This is a genomic window from Larkinella humicola, assembly GCF_008727875.1.
Classification (GTDB): domain Bacteria; phylum Bacteroidota; class Bacteroidia; order Cytophagales; family Spirosomataceae; genus Larkinella; species Larkinella humicola.
On the sequence record NZ_VTWS01000012.1, the window covers coordinates 142,923 to 162,242 of the forward strand.

At 52.8% G+C, this 19,320-nt stretch carries 15 protein-coding genes; 5 read left to right on the forward strand and 10 right to left on the reverse strand.

Annotated features, from left to right (window positions below):
• Positions 1-80 precede the first annotated feature (80 nt).
• The 4 genes from F0P93_RS29865 to F0P93_RS29880 form a co-directional block, all read right to left on the reverse strand.
• On the reverse strand, positions 81-923 hold the full coding sequence (locus F0P93_RS29865) for a DUF4097 family beta strand repeat-containing protein (protein ID WP_150881456.1): 843 nt from the start codon (positions 921-923) through the stop codon (positions 81-83).
• A 127-nt stretch (positions 924-1,050) separates the two neighbouring features.
• Entirely contained in the window at positions 1,051-1,920 is an 870-nt protein-coding gene (locus F0P93_RS29870; RefSeq protein WP_150881457.1) for a DUF4097 family beta strand repeat-containing protein, read from the reverse strand.
• A gap of 89 nt (positions 1,921-2,009) precedes the next feature.
• Positions 2,010-2,825, reverse strand: coding sequence for a HEAT repeat domain-containing protein (locus F0P93_RS29875; RefSeq protein WP_150881458.1), 816 nt, complete (start codon positions 2,823-2,825; stop codon positions 2,010-2,012).
• 42 nt (positions 2,826-2,867) lie between these two features.
• Positions 2,868-3,386 (reverse strand): RNA polymerase sigma factor, encoded by a 519-nt coding sequence (locus F0P93_RS29880; RefSeq protein ID WP_150881502.1) that lies wholly within the window; start codon positions 3,384-3,386, stop codon positions 2,868-2,870.
• 138 nt (positions 3,387-3,524) lie between these two features.
• Here F0P93_RS29880 and moaA point away from each other — a divergent pair, with 138 nt between their 5' ends.
• Positions 3,525-4,505: a GTP 3',8-cyclase MoaA gene (moaA, locus tag F0P93_RS29885; protein WP_150881459.1), complete on the forward strand. Its 981-nt coding sequence runs from the start codon at positions 3,525-3,527 to the stop codon at positions 4,503-4,505.
• A gap of 189 nt (positions 4,506-4,694) precedes the next feature.
• Entirely contained in the window at positions 4,695-7,118 is a 2,424-nt protein-coding gene (locus F0P93_RS29890) for an ABC transporter permease (RefSeq protein ID WP_150881460.1), read from the forward strand.
• Positions 7,119-7,185: 67 nt separating this feature from the next.
• On the opposite strand, the gene F0P93_RS29895 is transcribed toward F0P93_RS29890, so the two are convergent.
• From F0P93_RS29895 to F0P93_RS29920, 6 genes are all read right to left on the reverse strand, one after another.
• Positions 7,186-8,868 carry a serine hydrolase domain-containing protein gene (locus F0P93_RS29895; protein WP_150881461.1) on the reverse strand — a complete coding sequence of 561 codons (1,683 nt, stop codon included), beginning with the start codon at positions 8,866-8,868 and terminating at the stop codon, positions 7,186-7,188.
• 95 nt (positions 8,869-8,963) lie between these two features.
• Positions 8,964-9,794: a helix-turn-helix domain-containing protein gene (locus F0P93_RS29900; RefSeq protein WP_150881462.1), complete on the reverse strand. Its 831-nt coding sequence runs from the start codon at positions 9,792-9,794 to the stop codon at positions 8,964-8,966.
• A 123-nt stretch (positions 9,795-9,917) separates the two neighbouring features.
• A complete protein-coding gene (locus tag F0P93_RS29905) occupies positions 9,918-10,487 on the reverse strand; it encodes a type 1 glutamine amidotransferase domain-containing protein (protein WP_150881463.1) in 570 nt (189 codons plus the stop codon).
• Positions 10,488-10,539: 52 nt separating this feature from the next.
• Entirely contained in the window at positions 10,540-12,033 is a 1,494-nt protein-coding gene (locus F0P93_RS29910) for a serine hydrolase (protein ID WP_150881464.1), read from the reverse strand.
• Positions 12,033-13,106, reverse strand: a complete 1,074-nt coding sequence (gene bla / locus F0P93_RS29915; protein WP_225309710.1) for a class A beta-lactamase — start codon at positions 13,104-13,106, stop codon at positions 12,033-12,035. Before bla ends, F0P93_RS29910 begins: the two co-directional genes overlap by 1 nt.
• 121 nt (positions 13,107-13,227) lie before the next feature.
• Positions 13,228-14,439 (reverse strand): cystathionine gamma-synthase family protein, encoded by a 1,212-nt coding sequence (locus tag F0P93_RS29920; RefSeq protein WP_150881465.1) that lies wholly within the window; start codon positions 14,437-14,439, stop codon positions 13,228-13,230.
• Between the two features lie 678 nt (positions 14,440-15,117).
• Between F0P93_RS29920 and F0P93_RS29925 the strand changes: the two genes are divergently transcribed.
• The 3 genes from F0P93_RS29925 (at position 15,118) to F0P93_RS29935 (ending at position 19,229) form a co-directional block, all read left to right on the forward strand.
• Positions 15,118-16,239 carry a fatty acid desaturase family protein gene (locus tag F0P93_RS29925; protein WP_150881466.1) on the forward strand — a complete coding sequence of 374 codons (1,122 nt, stop codon included), beginning with the start codon at positions 15,118-15,120 and terminating at the stop codon, positions 16,237-16,239.
• 226 nt (positions 16,240-16,465) lie between these two features.
• On the forward strand, positions 16,466-17,710 hold the full coding sequence (fabF, locus tag F0P93_RS29930; protein ID WP_150881467.1) for a beta-ketoacyl-ACP synthase II: 1,245 nt from the start codon (positions 16,466-16,468) through the stop codon (positions 17,708-17,710).
• Positions 17,711-17,897: 187 nt separating this feature from the next.
• The gene (locus F0P93_RS29935; RefSeq protein WP_150881468.1) at positions 17,898-19,229 is read left to right on the forward strand and encodes a tetratricopeptide repeat protein; all 1,332 of its coding nucleotides are present in this window, start codon (positions 17,898-17,900) and stop codon (positions 19,227-19,229) included.
• Positions 19,230-19,320: the final 91 nt, after the last annotated feature.

Here is a 19,320-nt window from a genome sequence, read left to right on the forward strand (position 1 = left end):
AAGTCACCGCCGGGGTTCGGCGGTGACAAAATAGGTTTTCAAGACAACTGGCTTTGGGTCGAAATGGTTGCAAAAACGGTTTATTTCGCTCTCCGAATGTAGATGTTGCCGTGCATGTTTTTCATCATCACCTCGCGGCCCCCGCCGTTCACTTTCCCCTGCACCCAGTCGTCGATGCTCACTTTGTACATGCCGTCTTTGCTGCTTCGGCTGGCTTTGGGCTGGCTTTTGTCAACGTCCACATCGAAGTCGCTGAAGATTTCGCCCCGGTCGGATTTGAGTTTTACGTCAAATTTGGCATTGGCCGGAAAGGTGACATCAACATTGCCGTTGAGGGTGGAAAACGCCATCGGCGCTTCGGAATTGACGTTTTTAAACGTGGCTTTCAATGGCCCGTTCACGCTGTTAGCAACGGCAGAGCCCGACACGCCAGTCAACGTAATGGGACCATTCACGTTGTTCACCTCCAGTTCACCGGTCACGTTTTCGATTACAATATCGCCATGATTGATTGTACTGACTTTGAGCGAGAATTGTTGCGGGACTTTGATGGTTAGATTGACGTTTCGTTTCATGGACCCCCCCGAACTCAGGTTTATCTTGTTGTTTTTCTCTTCAGCGCTCAAATCGAGGCCACCGCGGGTTGAAATTCGCTTCATCCCGTTGGCGAGTTCGTCGGGTTTTTCTTCTTTCTTTTTGCTGGTATACGCTTCCGCCACGGCATCCACCACGACTTCTTTTCCGGCATACCCAACAACGTGAATGGAGCCGTTGATGATGCCGACGTGCAGGGAACCCGGTTTGTTCGGATCGGTCAGCGGAATGGTGAGTTGTTCCTTGATGTCACTTTGCGCCAACAGCGGACGGATTTCTGCTAAGGAAATAAGCATGAACAGGGCGACCAGGATGCGATTCGTTTTCATGATTTTTAGCTTGTTTTTTTTCTGGAATAGAGAGGTGAATTTTGCCCCTAAATTCCCTAAAGGGGACTTTTGCATCCGGATGTTTCGGCGTTCAAGTCCCCTTTAGGGGATTTAGGGGCAAAAACCGCTACGATTGTTTTTTGATGTACACATTCCCGTTGAAAGTCTCGAACTGGAGCGTTTTACCGCCGTTTCCGATTCGGATGGACGTATCTTTGTTGAGCTTGTAAACCGTGCCGTCGCCCTGCTTTTCCTGTGTTTTGGTCACTTTGACGGGCAGGATTTCGGCATTGGGAAAATCAGTGTAGAAGTCGCCCTGAAAACTTTTGAAGCTCAGATCGGCGGACAAACTGGCCGGATAACTGATCTTGATGTCGCCGTTCAGCGTGTAATACTTCGATTTCTCGGGCGGACTGACCAGGTAATTGGCTTCCACATTGCCATTGATCGTTCGGGCATCGGTGGCTCCTTTGATGTTGGTTAACGTAACGGCACCATTGACGTTGTGAGCGAATAAAGAACCGCTGACATCTTTCACCGTTACATCGCCCCCGTTCACCGTCGACACGTGCAGGTTCATGGAGTAGGGGACTTTGACAGTAAAATCGAGCTCGTATTTGTAGTCGATCCGCCGGTGGTTGGTGCCATCTTTCCAGTTATTTCGGTTCGGACGCGAATCATAGGGCAGGGCGATGTAGGCGATGACGCTGTCGGCGTCCTGATCGAACTGGAGCAGAAATTCCTTCTTGCCCTGTTCCAGTAACTCACTGGTTTTGGCCCGAATGCTCCGGTCCACTTCCAGCACTATTTTGGTGCCTGAGTATCCTTCCACCTTAATAAAACCGCTGATGTTGTAAATAGCCAGTGTGCTGCTACCGGCGTCTTTCGACAGGGTAAATTCCTTGCTGATGTGGTCTTTAAATTCCAGGGTTTGGGCCGATGCAGCGACACAGGAAAGCCCCAGTCCCACCAGCAGGAGGGAGATAAATGGTTTCATACGGAGTTGTTTTTTAGAGTAAAGAGTAGGTGAAAGGACTGTTGACGATGGACCATTGACCATAGTTTTGACCATCGTCCAGGGTCCTTTCAGGTCAAATCCTTGATGGTTTGTTCGATTTTCACCTTGACGAAGTCGTTGAGGTTTTCCTGACGGAGCAGTTGCCGAAGCGGTTTGAGCGATCGTTTTTCCTGGAGTTTCACCATCACGTCGGCTAGCGCGGATTGCACCAGGGGCGAATCCTGTTGGACAATCGAATGCACCAGCCCTTCCCGAACTTTCGGATCAGCCGCGAGTTGAGCCAGGGCTTCCAGCGTCACCAGCCGGACGTTTACATTCGAGTCGTTGTTCAGCGTACTCAGCAGCGCTTCGACCACCTGCGCATCCACCTGCTTGATGTCTTTGGTGTATTCCACCGCCCGAAGCCGCTCGGTAGCCGAAGCGTTTTCGAGTAATGACAGCAAAACCGTCTGCCGCATCTGCTGCACCTGAGCGCCCAGATCATTGATTTGCTGCTCGTAAACCGGTGTTTTTTTTGCGTTCAGCCAGTAGCCACCCGCCACCCCAACCAGCACCAGCGATAGACTATACGCCACCCGAAGGACGAGTTCGGGCGTCAAAAACCGCCGAACCCGGCGCAGGATGCTTTTCCACGAGCGACGGCGTTTTTTAGCCTCTTCGATTTGTACCGTTTCCAGCATGGCGTAAAACCGGGAGCGGACTTTCTCGCCGGGTTCCGGCACCGGGATGTTGCCCATCGCCAGCCAGAGCTGGCGGGTCGCAGCCAGTTCCGTCTGGCATTCCGGGCAGTGTGCCAGGTGCACTTCAACGGCGGCCCGTTCGGTGGCCGGAAGCTGATGGCTCAACAGATCAATCAATTGTTCCTTTGCGCTTTCACAGTTCATGGTTGTATGGGTTCCCGTTCATGATCTCTAAAAATCACGGCCTCAGGCTTTTAAATACACGCGTTTCAATTCATTCATGGCCCGGTGAACACGAACCTTGACGGCTCCTTCGGTGGTGTCCAGGATCCGGGCAATTTCTTCGTATTTCAACTCCTGAAAACGACTTAAAATCAGGACTTCACGGTTGTCGGGACTCAGTTTTCGCAGGGCATCGTGCAGGGATGCCAGCTCCTGTTCTTTCTGCATCGATTCATCGGCCGAAGGGCCACCGCCAATTTTCTCGACAAAATCAGCCACGTCATAATGGTGTACCGCGTGTTTGTTTTTCCGGACGTGATCGGCCAGCACATTGCGGGCCAGGTGATACATCCACGTCCGGAACTCGCCCTCGCCGGTGAACGTATGGCGGTATTTCAGCATTCGATAAAACACGTTCTGCACCAGATCCTCGCTCGCATCGGTCTGCCCGGTCATGTGGTACAGGAAACCGAACAGGGCGCGGTGATACCGCTCGAAGAGCAGGCCCATCTTTTCCAGATTGCCGTCCTTCACCTGCAGCATGAGTGAGTTGTCCGTCAGCGATTTCAACCGGGTGTGTGTTTCGAGTTTGGCTTAGTTGGGTGTGGAAACTTTGCGGCTTTGAGAAGGTTACACAAAGAGATGAAATTTTTTCGTCTTGTTTTTTGTAACTTGCCTGTAATGATTTTCGACAACCACAATCGCCCCATCACCTATCTCCGTCTGGCCGTTACCGACCGCTGCAATCTGCGGTGCTTTTACTGCATGCCGGAAGAGGGCATTAAGTACCTGCCGAAGAACCAGTTGCTGACGTATGAAGAAATGGAACGGCTGGTGCGCGTGCTGGCCCGGCTGGGCGTGTCGAAAGTCCGGATTACCGGCGGAGAACCGTTCGTCCGGAACGGGCTGATGGATTTCCTGTGGCGGCTGAAAGCCACCGAAGGCATTGACGAACTGAACATTACGACCAATGGCGTGTTGACCGAACCGCTCGTGCCGGAACTGGTGCGGCTGGGCATCGGCTCGGTCAACCTCAGCATCGACACCCTCGACCGCGAACGGTTTCGGCAAATCACCCGGCGCGACGAACTCCCCGCCGTGCAGGGAACACTCAGCGCCTTGCTGGAAAACAAGATTCCGGTGAAGCTGAATGCGGTGGTGATGGAAGGGAAGAACATTGAAGACCTGCCGCTCCTGGCCGAACTCACTCGCGACCATCCCGTGGAAGTACGGTTTATCGAAGAAATGCCGTTCAATGGCGAGGGGAGCCACTACCCGGTTTTGAACTGGACGCACCGGCGCATTCTCCAGGAACTGCAAACCCTTTATCCCGGTCTGGAACGCCAGCAGGATTCGCCGTTTTCGACCGCTGCGACTTACCGGATTCCCGGGCATCAGGGAACCATCGGCATCATTGCCGCCTTCACCCGCACGTTCTGCGGCACCTGCAACCGCATCCGACTGACCGCGCAGGGAACACTCAAAACCTGTCTGTACGACAACGGCGTGCTCGATGTTCGGGCCTTGCTCCGGTCGGGCGCAACCGATGCCGACCTGACAGCCGCTTTCCTCAAAGCCTTTGCCCACCGCCCAAAAAACGGCTTCGAAGCCGAACACGAACGCGGTCCGGTTACGGAATCCATGTCGACGATCGGCGGCTGACCGCGTCATTCCTGTCCTACGAATCGCTGCTTAACGGCCTGTCCGCATCGGGACGTTCTGTGTCCGCAATGGGACAAATTCTACCGGAAATCCTTTTGAAAAGTGCCCCTGTTGCATTAAAATGGCCTTTTTGACGAACTGGCATCAGATTTGACCGATCTTGGTATCACTGCTTCAATTTACCCTGTTATGATTCGCAACTACTTCAAAATTGCCTGGCGGAATCTGGCCCGTAACCGCGCCTTTTCGGCCATCAACATTGTCGGTCTGGCGTTTGGTCTGGCGTCCTGTCTGCTCATCAGCCTGTATGTGCTGGACGAGTTGAATTTTGACCGGTATCACGAAAAAGCGGATCGGATCGTTCGTGTCATCTTCCGGGGGACAGTTCAGGGGGGAAAAATGAACGAATCGCACGTGATGCCACCGACGGCGCAGGCTCTCAAGGCGGATTATCCGGAGGTGCTGGAGTCAACCCGTTTGCGGCAGGCGGGGTCGCCAACGGTGGTGCTGGGCGATCAGAACTATACCGGTAACCAGATGGCGTTTGCAGACGCCAATTTCTTTCAGGTCTTCACGCTGCCTTTTCGGAAAGGTGACGCCAAAACCGCCCTGCTGGAACCGAATACCGTCGTGATTTCGGAACAACTGGCGGCTAAATATTTTGGAAAAGCCGACCCCATTGGCAAGACCCTGGCATTCAAAAACGCGTCTTCGGTTTTTAAAGTTACCGGAGTCATGGAAAAAATACCGGCGAATTCGCACTTTCACTTCGACCTGTTTGCTTCGATGGCTAGTTTTGAAGACGCGAAATCGCCGTCCTGGATGATTTCGGAGTTTTTTACGTACCTGGTTCTCCCGGAGGGTTACGATTACAAACAACTGGAAGCGAAACTGCCCCAAACCGTAGAAAAATACATGGGGCCGCAACTCAAGAAGGCGATGGGCGTGAGCATGGCTGAGTTCCGCAAAGGCGGCAACGACCTGGGCCTATACCTGCAACCGTTGACGGACATTCACCTGCATTCGTCAGATTTTGCCTACGATTTGGGAAATAATGGAGACATCAAGTACGTCTATATTTTCGGAGCCGTCGCCCTCATCATGCTGCTCATTGCCTGCATCAATTTTATGAATCTCTCGACGGCGAGTGCGTCCAAACGGGCAAGGGAAGTGGGCGTTCGGAAGGTGATGGGTTCTCAGAAGAAAGAGTTGGTCTGGCAGTTTTTGCTGGAATCGATACTGTTGTCGTTCATTGCGCTGGTGCTGGCCAGTATTTTTGCGTTTGCCGCGCTACCGCTGTTTAACAGCTTGTCTGGCAAGAATTTAAGCTTGCAGCTTGATGCGGTTCCTACGCTGTTGCCCGGTATTTTGCTTTTCGGACTGTTGGTTGGCGTTCTGGCGGGCAGTTACCCGGCTTTTTTTCTGGCGTCGTTCAAACCGGTTGCGGTGTTGAAAGGCCGGTTTACGTCCGGCAAAAAGAGCATTGGGTTGCGGAGTGGGCTGGTGGTCGTTCAGTTTTTCATTTCCATTACCTTGATGATCGGCACCACGATTGTGTATCAGCAACTTAGTTACATCCAGAACAAGAAGCTGGGCTACAACAAAGACCAGGTGCTGGTTTTACCGGACGCCTGGGCGTTGGGGAAAAATCAGGAGGTGTTTCGGGACGAACTGCTTCGGGACCCGCGTGTGGCCACGGTCAGTTCCTCAGGTTATTTACCGGCGGGACCGTCGTACAACAACAACTTTATGGTTTACCCCGATAACCAGACCACGCAGTTTGTGAAAACGCTGCGGTACGATGTCGATGTCAATTACATTCCGGCGCTGGGGATGGAGATGGCGGCTGGCCGGAATTTTTCCAGCGACTTCGGAACGGATTCGTCGGCGGTCATCATCAACGAAACCGCAGCGGCTCAGTTAGGCTGGAAGGGAAATGCCCTGAACCGGACGATCACCAATATGAACAATGAGGGCAACAAAGGCACGTACCGGGTGATTGGTGTTGTAAAAGATTTCCACTTCAAATCCTTTCACGAGCGCATTTCGCCCCTCGTGATGGTGTTGGGGAAAGGTGCCGGAACGATGATCGTGAAAATAAAAACCAAGGACGTTACCGGTTTATTGGCCAGCATGAAAAGGAATTGGGATGTTTTCAAACCCGAACAGCCTTTTTCCTACTCGTTTCTGGACGAACGCTTCAACGATACCTACAAAGCCGAGCAGAAAATCGGTCAGATTCTGGGCCTGTTCGCCGGTTTGACTATTTTCGTGGCCTGTTTAGGCCTGTTTGGCCTCGCTACGTTTACCGCCGAACAGCGCACCAAGGAGATTGGCGTTCGGAAAGTACTGGGGGCATCAATCAGCAGCATCGTCGGGCTGATTTCCAAAGACTTCCTCAAGCTGGTGCTGATCGCGATGGTGCTGGCTGCTCCGGTTGCGTGGTATGCAATGAGCCTTTGGCTCCAAAGTTTTGAATACCAGGTGTCTATCGCGTGGTGGATGTTCGTTCTGGCCGGTTTGCTGGCGATTGGGGTCGCTTTGTTCACCATCAGTTTTCAATCCATCAAAGCGGCCTTGATGAATCCGGTGACCAGTTTGCGGGGGGAGTAGAATAGGAGAGGTGAGACAAGCGACAAGACCGGTATTGATCAACGGTTTTGTCGCTTGTCTCTCATTCTTAGTTAATACAGGGAATATAATATAATGCTTTCCGGTTTTTAATCTTGACAAAATCGATATGATAGGCACGCTGGGTGTTCACTTCCAGTGACGTGACTTCGTGGTTGCTTCCTCGCTTAAAGAATAGATCGGCTTTGAGATCACACGGAGCGATGAAGCCATCGACAAAGTAGTTGATTAGCTCGCATTCACCCCCCGACGCGAAACGGGCAATTAGCCTTTTATTCTTTTTCCTGATTTTAACCCACCCACCTACTTCTTTGGAGTAGTAGTTGCCCACATAGCTTTCTGAATGAATCGGATTGATAAGGGACATGTCGGTTTTGTGATAGCGCATCGGCTCCGAAGAGGATGGGTACACGACCAGTTCTTTAGTCGTATCAAAGGACAAAAGAATATCATGAAAACGAAACAACTTTTCAGTAATCGGCTTCAATAAGGTGCCTGATAATAGGAGGCCATGTGGCCCAAGTGAAATATCCACATCACGGGCACTGTGACTGCTTTTGTAGAGTCCCACATAGCGGTTCAGTTTTTCGATATTGACTGCCATGTTTTCGACTTTTTCTTTTTCTTGTGGAGGGGAAAGGTAGGTAGGCCCCACCAGTATTCCGGCAACTTCCAGGGCGGGGTCTCTTCCCGTCGTATCCAGCGTGGAAGTATTACTGAGCCAGGCGATGGATAGTCCCGTATCCGGTAAACAAATCAGTTTGGCGCGGTAACCAGCCGTTGCTCCACCGTGTTGAAAAACCCGTTTTGTCGGGCTTCCTTCAATAAATAATCCCGCAGCATACGTATTGAAAATGAGGGTGCTGGCTGTATCCAACCCAATTTGTTTAGACCGTAATGCGTTGCCGCCCAACCGGGCACTCAGGTAAAATTCACTCCATTTTAGCAGATCTTCGGCGGTCGTTAGCAAGCCGCCTGAACCGTGGATATTATTTTCTGGCATCGACTTGCAGAAACGGCCGTCCTTGATGTCATAGGCGGTGCTGCGCATTGGAACCACTTCGGTATAGTCGTTGCGCCATTGTGTATGAGTCATCCCCGCTGGTTGAAAAATAAATTTCCCGGTAAAATCGGCAAACGATGACCCGCTTACTTTTTCGACGAGTATAGCCAGCAGAATATAATTGGAATTGCTGTATCGAAATTGCTCTCCTGGAGGGCTATTCAGTTTTTTCTGTCGGCAAATAATCTCAAACACCCGTCCATTATCGAGTATTCTTAGAGAATTGGGCCACCCTGCCAGTTCAGCTACATCTCCCCATTCACGCAATCCACTGGTGTGATGAATGAGATGTCTGATTCGAATGGGACGCTGATAGACAGGTAACTCGGGAAGATATAGGTTGACAGGGTCATCTAAGGTCAGTTTGCCTTGTTTCTCCAAGAGTAATATAGCCGCAGCGGTGAATTGTTTGGAAACGGATCCCGCTTCAATCCGGGTCTCGGTTGTCATCGGAACACGATGTTCAAGATCAGCAAGTCCCCAGGCTTTGGAGTAAACCACGCGCCCTTTCAGGCTTATGGAAAGTTGTCCACCCGGCTTATTTGGGCTATAAAAACGAAGTGCGCTGTCAATGCTGGCCACCTTGTCATCGTTAAAACTCACTATTTCCTGCGCATGGATCTGGAAAGCGATAAAACACAAAATGAAAATCAACCTTTTTGATGACATAACTACTATCTGATATATAAAAGAATATTATATAACAAGGATAGTAAATAATTCATCCTTTGCAAAGCATTTGCAGGCATTATTCATCATCTCCCTCAATAAAACCGCCCGGTTTTGCTGATACAGACATTCCCCTGCGCCAGTTGCTTCAGAAACTGCCGGGGCGTCAGGCCGAGGTAATACTGAAAATCTTTGATGAGGTGGCTGTGATCGTGATACCCAAACGTCAGCACCAGATTGAGCCAGTCGGGCGGTTGTGGATGTTGTCGGGTTAGCAAATTGAGGAGGTTTCGGAATCGGAGAAATCGGGTTAGTTCCTTGGCCGAATAACCCAGATGCGTTTGAAACCGCATCTGAATACGCCGGGCTGAAACCTGCTGCGTTTCGGCCAGCACCTTGATCGGATCGACGACCGCATCCCGGAAATAGGGAATGCTTTCCCGCAAAGAATCTGATGTCGCATTAGTCGGCGCAACGAACGTTAATGCATACGCATTGAGCAACGAGATCCGGTCAGCCAGTTCAGACAGGGGGGCCAATTGCTCCCACAGTTCCGAAAAACAATTCTTGTTGAGCAAAACGTCCGGATCGTGCCAATCGCCGGTTTTAAGTTCCTGCATCGATACGCCCAGTAGCCGGTAAAAACCGTCGAGCGTAAAGTTCACTACGATCAGATCGGTCCCCGCGGGCAGTTCATACGTTAGCATTTTTTGCAACGGCCCCAGCACGGCGGTTTTCTGAATGACATAGGTTGCACCGCCCAAAGCAATCGGAATGGCCGGACCCAGATTGAACACCAGCAACATCTCGTAGTTGGGCATCAATTGCAGTGTGACCGGTTGCTCTTCCGGAGAAAGCTGTACGCAATAATAATGGCTGAATACCGTCGCCAGCCGTTCGTCGGCATCAATAAGCTGACTGTTCATGCGCGAAGTAAACGAACAATATGGCAAAAAGTGCACGGAGTCGTCAGCTAACGGCAACACCCGTCAGGTCTTCAAGACCTGACGGGTGTTGCCGTTAGCTGACGACTCCGTGCGGGAAACCGCTTACGCGTGTTGCCCGGCGTGAGCGCCTTCGCGAATCTCTTCAATCATTTTTCGGTTAAACGCCGGAATGTCGTCCGGTTTCCGGCTCGTGACCAGACCCTGATCCGTCACCACTTCTTCGTCGACCCAGTTGGCTCCGGCATTGATCAGATCCGTCTTGATGGACGGATACGACGTTACCGTACGGCCTTGCAACACATCCGCTTCGATGAGCATAATCGGAGCATGACAGATGGCGGCAACCGGTTTTTGTTCTTCAAAAAAGTGCCGGACAAACGCAACGGCTTTCTTATCCACCCGCAGGTGATCGGGATTCATGACTCCGCCCGGCAGCAGCAAAGCGTCGTAGCTGTTGGCGTCGGCATCGTCCAGAACAACATCGACGGCGAACGAATCGCCCCAGTCGGTCATGGCCCAGCCTTTCACTTCACCACCCTTCGGCGCGATCAAATGCGTTTCGGCTCCGGCTTCCTGCAAGGCCTTCCGGGGCTCCGTCAGTTCGACCTGTTCAAATCCGTCGGTCAGCAGAATCGCCACTTTCTTTCCCTTCAATCTTTGCTGATTTTCCATGATTACGTGAGAATTGGTTATGCTAACGTAACCGTGAAAAAAGAAGAAGGTTTTATTCTTTCCTGAAATCCATTCCTCCGAAAACCAGCGCATCGACCTGGCCCGAATTTCCCAGACTGAACCGGGCCAGCGCCTTGCCATACCAGGCTTTCTGGAACGGGCCATAGAACGTATCGAAGTGCCAGTGTGCCAGCGTCGCCTTGAGTGCGTTGTCGTTGATATTGAAAACCAGTTGGTTACCGACTACGGTTACTTCGGCCTTCCCGTACAGCGGACTGGTGTATTTTCCGGCATACGCCTTCAGTGGCAACGACGGAGCGGTGTTAAGAATCCGCTTTTCCTGAAATTCTCTGGCGGACTTTTTACCCGCTTCCCGGATACCGGCATACAGTTTTTTAAACTCGGTGTTCCAGTCGCGGTTGCCACCGAGCGCGAAGAAGTCGAGGGTTTTGTAGAGCAGCACATGCCGCACCTCGGCGTGGTCGTAATTCCCGAAGACGTACACCCCCAGTTTTTCGTCGGGTAACTGCCCGGTAATGGCGGTCAGTCCGCCTAGACTTCCGGTATGAAAATTGACCTTGTGGCCCCGGTAATCGTGCTGGTACCAGCCCAATCCGTAGGTGAGCCAGTTGGGTTTCAGAATTTGCATGGTCGGGTACTCATCGTCCGGTACCATCGCCTGAGGTTTGAAAATTTCCGACCAGGTTGCCGGTTTCACCAGCCGTCCCCCGCTGTATTTGCTGCTGTCGAGCATGCAAATCACCCACTTGCTCATGTCGTCGACCGACGACCAAACCGCCCCCGCCGAACCGATTTCACTATCCGCGCCGTAGTCGATCACCCGAATGGTGTCGTTGACGTTGAAATGTGGTTTGGTCATGTTGGTACTTTTGCTCAGACCCCGTTTGGGAGCGGTTTGGGTCATGCCCAGCGGATTGAAAATGCGCTCCTGCATGACCTCCGCCCACGTTTTCCCGGTAAGCCGTTCGATGATCCGCCCGGCGGCTGAATACATGATGTTCTGGTAAATGAAGCCTGATCGCAGCGAATAACTCGGTTTGACGTAGACCATCCGCCGGAACATTTCCTGAGCCGGAATGGTCATGGCCCCCGTGAAAAAATCGGTGCTTCCAATGCCGGTATTGTGCGTCAGCAGGTCGCGCACTTTCACTTCCCGCGTCAGATACGGATCGGAGAACTGGAGTTCCGGCAGGTATTTGTAAACCGGATCATCCCACGACACCTTGCCTTCATCGACCAGCATGCCCATCAGCGTTACCGTCATGGCTTTGGTGGTAGACGCGCAGGCAAACAAGGTTTGCGTATCGACGGGTTCGGATTTGCCCAGTTCCCGGACACCATAGCCCTTTTTGAAAAGCACCTGATTGTCTCTCACCACCGTGATGGCCAGACCCGGAACGTCCCATTCCTTGCGAACCGCTTCCACGTAGGCATCAAATTCCTGGAGTTGTCTGGCCGTCGGTTTTTTCTGTGCAAAGGAGGTCAGGGCGTTCAGAACGAGGGCGATGATCGCGAAGGTCTTCATTACCGAATGGATTGAACCGGCGGCTGAAACAGGAAATAATCGTAAACCGTGCGGCTCAGGTGCGCGATGGTCTGCTCCCGTTCGGCCGCTGCCTGAGAGGATGCGGTGATGAAAACCGCAATGACAATGTGACCCGCATCGCCCGGCAGGGTGATGATGCCCACGTCGTCGGTGGCACTGGAATTCAGCGAGCCGGTTTTGTGGGCTACCACGGTGGCAGGGGGCAGGTAGCCTTTGATGCGCGCCAGACCACCCCGACAGCGTTCCATCACGGCCAGCAGCAGATCGCGGCTTTCGGGTTTAAGGGCTTTGGCCTGGTAAATCTGGGTCAGCAGGTTCACCATCGCTTCCGGCGTGGAGGTGTCGCGCGGGTCGGCTTCGAGTTTTAACGCGGCCGCCCGGCGGGTTTCCGGGGTAGCGGCAGCGCCGAGTTTATCGTAGAAACCGACGGTCCATTGGTCGGAGGGCGGCAGGGTGACGCCCTCCAGATCCGCAATCAGTTCGACGATGGTTCGGTCGACCGACATGCCCTGAATGCCCAGCGCTTTCAGCCGCGCCCGAACCGGTTCCACCCCCCCGACCAGGTTCAGCAGAATGTCCGTTGCGGAGTTGTCGCTGATGACCATCATCAGTTCCAGCAAATTTTCCACCGAAAGCTGAACGCCCGGTTTGGCAAACAGCGTTTCCAGCGTGCCGCTGCCCGGATGCAGATCGGACGGTTTCAGATCGACCATGGTCCGAAGGGAGAGATCGCCTTTTTCGATTTTAGTCAGCAGTTCCACGGCAATCGCCACTTTCACGGTGCTGGCCATCGGAAACCGCTCCTGAAGATTCATACTCACCTGCTTGCCGGATTCGAGGTGAACCGCGCAAAGGCCGACTTTGCCTTTCGCCAGTTTGGCGATGCGGTCCAGTTCCTGATTCAGTCGTTGCTCAACGATAGGGGAGGTTGGCTGGACGACGGGCTCCGGTTCTTTTTTCGTTTTTTTGGACTGGCTGAAACCGGGCGCACTGACCAGGAGCATCACCCAGAGTAGAAAGGGAATGGTGGCGAAGGATAGCTGTTTTTTCATGAATCGTAAAGTAGGTTGAAATTGCCCCTAAGTTGCCCCTAAATCCCCTAAAGGGGACTTGGACACAGCTTAAGCCGGATGCTTAAAGTCCCCTTTAGGGGATTTAGGGGCAAATGTTGAGTTATACAGTTCGTGCTTCCTCCAAAACCGTCTCCAAAGTGGCCAGCGCCTGGCTCAGATCGCCGATCAGGTCTTCGACGTTTTCGATGCCGACCGAATACCGGATCAGGCTTTCGGGAATACCGAGCTGGGCGCGCTGGGCTTCGGTCAGTTCCACGTGACTCGTTGTTCGGGGTGGCCCGGCCAGCGTGCTGACCGATCCGAGACTGGCCGCCAGATGGACAAACTGAAGTTTGGTCAGGAACGTTTTCACTTCTTCGTAGCCGCCCTTCAGCGAAAAACTCAGCACCCCGCCAAAACCGGCCATCTGTTCGCGGGCGATGGCATGACCGGGGTGCGTTTCGAGTCCGGGGTAAAACACATCACTGACCTTGGGATGGGCTTTCAAAAACCGGGCAATTTTCAGGGCCGACGCGTTTTGCCGCTCAATCCGCAGTTCCAGCGTTTTCATGCCGCGGGCAATCAGGTAAGCCGGATCGGCCTGGAGGCTGGCCCCGTTGATCTCGCGGAACCGGAATACTTTTTCGACCAGTTCCTTTTTGCCGCACAGCAGTCCGCCCATGGCGTCGGAATGCCCGCCGAGGAATTTGGTGGCACTGTGAATCACCAGATCGGCCCCCAGTTTCAGCGGATTCTGGTTGATCGGGGTCGCGAACGTATTATCGACCACCACCACCGCGCCGACTTCATGCGCTGCTGCTGATAAGCGCTTGATGTCGACCACTTTCAACGTCGGATTGGTGGGCGTTTCGAGGTAAACCAGCTCACAGCCTTTGGCAATTTCGGCTTCCATGGCTTCGTGGTTTCCGGTTTCGCAGAGCGTTACGTTGATCTGGTAGGAGGGCAGGAAATCCAGAAAGAGCCGACTGGTGCCGCCGTAGGTATCCTTGATGGAAACCACCCGTTTTCCGGGACCCAGCAACGCAAACAAGGTGTTGCTGATGGCACCCATACCGGTGGCAAACGAGGTCGCGGCTTCGGCACTCTCCAGAATGCGGATTTTTTCTTCCAGCACATGAACTGTCGGGTTGGTGTTCCGGCTGTAGATGTGGCCCTCGGTTTTGCCGGTAGCAACGTCGTACCATTCGTCGAGGTCGTGGTACGCAAATGCGACACTGTTGACAATCGGAGACGTAGTGGCCCCTTGATAGAAACGATCGGTCTCTCCAGCCCAAACCGAAGCTGTGCCTTTGTTTTGTTTAGAAAAATCCATTTTTAATTCCGTAAAGAGCAGAATAATCTACGCTGAAAAGCAAAAATTGCAAAATTTTGAATAAATGCTAAACTTGCCATGAGAATAGTTTTTCACGCATTCGGCAATTTGCCACCCTAAACCCTAAACCCACTACCCTGAACTATAAACCCTGAATCGTAAACTAAACCCCGACCCGGCTTCGTTTTTGAGAAGTCAGGTTTGGAAAAAGTCAGTTTTATATAAAATAATTTTCATGTTTCTTGGACTTTCAGAACTTGTTGCTAGCTTACGGCGTAGTATAGGTATAATGCGTAATCTGAATCGGCTTTCCCTGGCCGTTCAGTTCCACTCCTCTTCTTTTTATCTATTCAACGATGCCTTCAATTCGGTTTCAGGCTATCGTTGTCCTTTAACACGGGCTACAGAAAAAAATGATTTTTCAGGCACCGGGCAACCAGAGGGAAACTTCAAACGGGTTTAACGTATCCCGAGAAAACATGATGACCAGAAGGGTCAGGACGAACTTCCTCCCAATTCGGAATGGTAATTGTTGGTAACGATCCGGGTAGGCTGAATCGTTGGAGCAATGCCGGAATGCCGTCACGGGTTTGCTATATCAAATCAGGTATGGGCCGATTAACCTACCTCATTTTAGAAAATATTCCGGTAATCGGCCGAATTTTTAACAACTAGTTTATGGTAACGCCACTAAAGTTTAATACCACCAATCGTTCTCCGTTTTTCTCTACTGTCCGGCAGCGTGTCAATGCACACTTCAAGGAAAAGAACCTTTCTCCCAACGCCAATGGAGCCATGTGGGCTAAAGCCATTTTCTTTCTGACCGGTTACGCAGGGCTGTACGCGCTGATTCTTTCGAACCAGTTTGGACTGTGGACGATGCTGGGCATGGCTATTTTACTGGGCATGTTTGCGGCTTTTATCGGTTTTAATGTCTCTCACGATGCCATTCACGGTGCTTTCTCCTCAAAAGGTTGGGTAAACCGGTTGCTGGCGTCCAGTTTTTACCTGATCGGCGCCAATCCGTACGTCTGGAAAATGACGCACAACGTCGTTCATCATACCTATACCAACATTCCCGGCCACGACGAAGACATCGAAATTGCACCGGGCTTGATCCGCGTGGATGTCGACGAGCCGCTTCGGCCCTGGCAGCGCCACCAGCAGTGGTATTCATTCGCCCTCTATTCGCTGGCTTCGCTTTCGTGGGTTTTTCGGAAGGACTATCTGAAATTTTTCAAGAAGACCATCGGCCACTGCGATAATACAAACCATCCCCGCAAAGAGTACATCACGCTGTTTGTTACCAAAGCAGCCTATTACGTCGTCTTTATCGTTATTCCGTTGCTGGTGCTGGATCTGACCTGGTGGCAGTTTGTTATCGGATTTGTGTTGATGCACATGGCCGAAGGCTTGGTGTTGGGACTGGTTTTTCAACTAGCGCACGTTGTGGAAGGCACGGCCTTCCCGGTTCCGGTCGAAGGCGTGGGCATTCAGGAAGCGTGGGCCGTTCACCAGATGCGGACTACGGCCAATTTTGCGCCCAATTCGCCCATTGCGGCTTTTTTCTGCGGAGGATTGAATCGCCAGATCGAACACCATTTATTTCCGAAAGTTTGCCACATTCATTACCCGGCCATTACCGCAATCGTGCGGGATACGGCCCACGAATTCGGGTTACCTTACATCGAAAATCCGTCGTTCTCCACCGCGTTGGCGTCGCACTACCGGCTGCTGAAAAAACTGGGTCGGGAGCCCGTCAAAGTACACGTTCCCGAGTCAATGAGCGTTCCGGTGTAGTCTGCGGTATTTTTAGAATTTTGAAGCCTTAGTATTTACCGCTTTCGTTTTTACCCTAAATCCCCTCTAGGGTCAAAAACGAAAGCGGTTTTTTCTATACTAATTCGTGTTTTACGAACTTTGATTTCTGGGGTATTGACCTAAATGGATTCCGGCGTTTTTTCGCAACGGAGAAGTCGCTTTCTTTGCGGACAAATTCTTCGGAAAACTCACCTTTAGGTTCCTTATGTTACACCGGGTTGTTATTACAGGCATTGGCGCATTCACTCCCCTTGGCAACGATATTTCCACCTTCTGGCACCAGGTCGTCAATGGAAAGGCGGCTTTTGCCGGTATCTCCCGCTTCGATGCGTCCTTGTTCCGGACCCGGTTTGCCGCCGAAATCGCCGGGTTTGACGCTTCGCAGCACCTCAGTCGCACCGATGTCAAACGCTCCGACCGGTTTACACAATTTGCCCTGATTGCTGCCGACCAGGCCATCAACGATTCCGGTTTCGATCTCGCCCAAATGGACCCGTTCGAGGTGGGTGTTATCTGGGGATCGGGTCAGGGCGGCACGGAAACACTGGAAGAACAGACGAGAGAATATGCCCTGGGCGACGGCCAGCCCCGGTTCAGCCCGTTTCTGGTTCCCAAAGTGCTGGTGAATCTGGCCTCCGGCCTGATTTCGATCCGACACGGTTTCAGGGGCATTAACTACACGGCGGTTTCGGCCTGCGCGAGTTCCAATTCGGCCCTTATGGATGCCTTCAACTACATCCGGCTGGGAAAAGCCAAAATTATCGTGAGTGGCGGTTCCGATGCGGCCATTACGCCCTCGTCCTTCGGTGGGTATTGTTCCATGAAAGCCATGTCGACCCGGAATGACAGCCCCCAAACGGCTTCGCGTCCTTTCGACGTCGAGCGCGACGGTTTTGTGATGGGCGAAGGCGCAGGAGCCATTGTTCTGGAGGAATACGAACACGCCATGAGTCGGGGAGCAACGATCTACGGCGAGATGACCGGCGCGGCCATGACGGGCGATGCCTACCACATTACGGCCACCCACCCGGACGGGATCGGGGCTACCAAAGCCATGCAACTGGCGCTGGCCGAAGCCCGCATCAACATCGAGGACCTGGATTACCTGAATGCCCACGCCACCTCCACGCCCGTCGGCGACCTCTCGGAGATGAATGCCGTTGCCAAACTGACCGGCTCCAAAAAAACAAGACTGCACATCAGCGCCACCAAGTCGATCACCGGCCATTTGATGGGCGCTGCCGGGGCCATCGAAGCCATCATCTGCTTGTTGGCAATGCGCGATAATGTGATCCCACCCACCATCAACACCACCGTCCGCGATCCGGCGATTCCCGAAAGCCTGCATCTCGTTTTCAAAGAAGCCGTGTCGACGCCCGTCAAAACCGTCATGAGCAACACCTTCGGTTTTGGGGGGCACAACGGAATTGTGGTTTTCCGGAAAGTGTGAATTAAAGGGCAGAAAGCGGAAGTTTTAAGACCGTAAGACGGGACTTTCCGGGGTTCCTGCCGAAATACGGGGGAAACCCCGGATCGATACAGGAATTCCCCCCTACCGAATCAGGGCGTACTGTGTGAGTTTTGAGTCAGCAATCCGCTGATCATAACGCACTAACCCGATTGGGTACATCATGGGTATGGAAGCTCCTGAAAAGAAGAAAAAAAAGTTGCCGGTTCTGAGCGACACGGTTATCGTCTCTCTGTTTTTGCTCATTACGTTCTGCACCGGAATCGTCTTCGTTTGGGTGGGCGTATACGACACGAAGGACGGAAAACCGCTCACAGCCGTGCTATGGTCGCTGGCCTGTTTTGTGCTGGGGGCGCTGATCGGTTTCCTGTTTGGGATTCCGCGCGTGCTGCAAGGTAATCCCCCGCCCCCCCCTCCGCCATCGGGCAGCCCGGCCGCCCCGCTCACCGCGCCACCACCGCCACCTTCACCGCCGACTCTCCTGCAAACGGCGGGGTACGATCTGCGGGTTAACACCAACCTGGAGCAGATTTCCGACTGGCTCACCAAAATTATCGTGGGGCTGGGACTGGTCGAGTTGCGAACGGTTCCTGCCCGGCTTAAAAGTGCGGCAGGGTATATTGCCAGGGGAATTGGCCCCGGCACCGACTATTTTGCGGCTGGTCTGGTAGTCTATTTCACCATTCTGGGGTTCATGGGGGCTTACCTGATTACCCGGCTGTACATTGCCGGTGCGTTTGGCCGCGCCGACCGGGCCGCATCGAAACAGGAGGAGCAGGATCTGCAACGGGTCGAAAACATCCAACTGCCGGCACTGGGCCGGGATGAGGTGTTGTCTGACGACGACAAAAAAGCCGCTAAAAACGTGGCCAGTAAGCCTCTGGCGGAGTTGGAATCCCCCAATGAAATCTCGGTTTGGGCCAAAGCGCAACTCTCGCTGGGCAATTATGTCGATGCGGTGAAAGGGTATGGGAAAGCGATTGGCCAACTGGGCGAAGACCCGGAAAAACGGTATGCCTACGCAACGGCCCTGTATTACAGCGGGGCCAAAGACCTGGCCTTCGTGCAACTGCTGGAAGCTTACAAACGACTGACCGCGGCCTCGGATAAAACCCTTCGCCGAAATGTATACCGCTCCCTGACGTATCAGGCGCTGTTTCAGGACCCGCCGAAAGGCTTCGACGATGCCATCCGGTTTGGTGAGGAATACGTTCGGGACCATCAGAACCTGGTTTCGCCGGGTGTCTGGGCTAACCTCGCTGCGGCTTATGGACAAAAAATGAAATGGCTGCTGGCCAACAATCCGGCCGATCAGACGGCGCTGGATACCACCCGGAGCCGGGCACTGGCGGTGGTTCAGCAAGCCGCCGGGATGGGCGAGCGATGGAAGAAAAAGATTCGGGAAATGATGGACAAAAACTTCCCGAACAAGGATCCCAATGAAAGCGATCTGGAGGTGTTTGCGGAGGATGAAGACTTCCGCAAACTCGTGGGCCTTTGAAAAGGCGCCATCAATTCGACGTCATTTTGGGGCGAATTTGGCGCAGTACCGGTGCTGTTTTAAAGCAAATAAACAATAAACCTTTATTTAA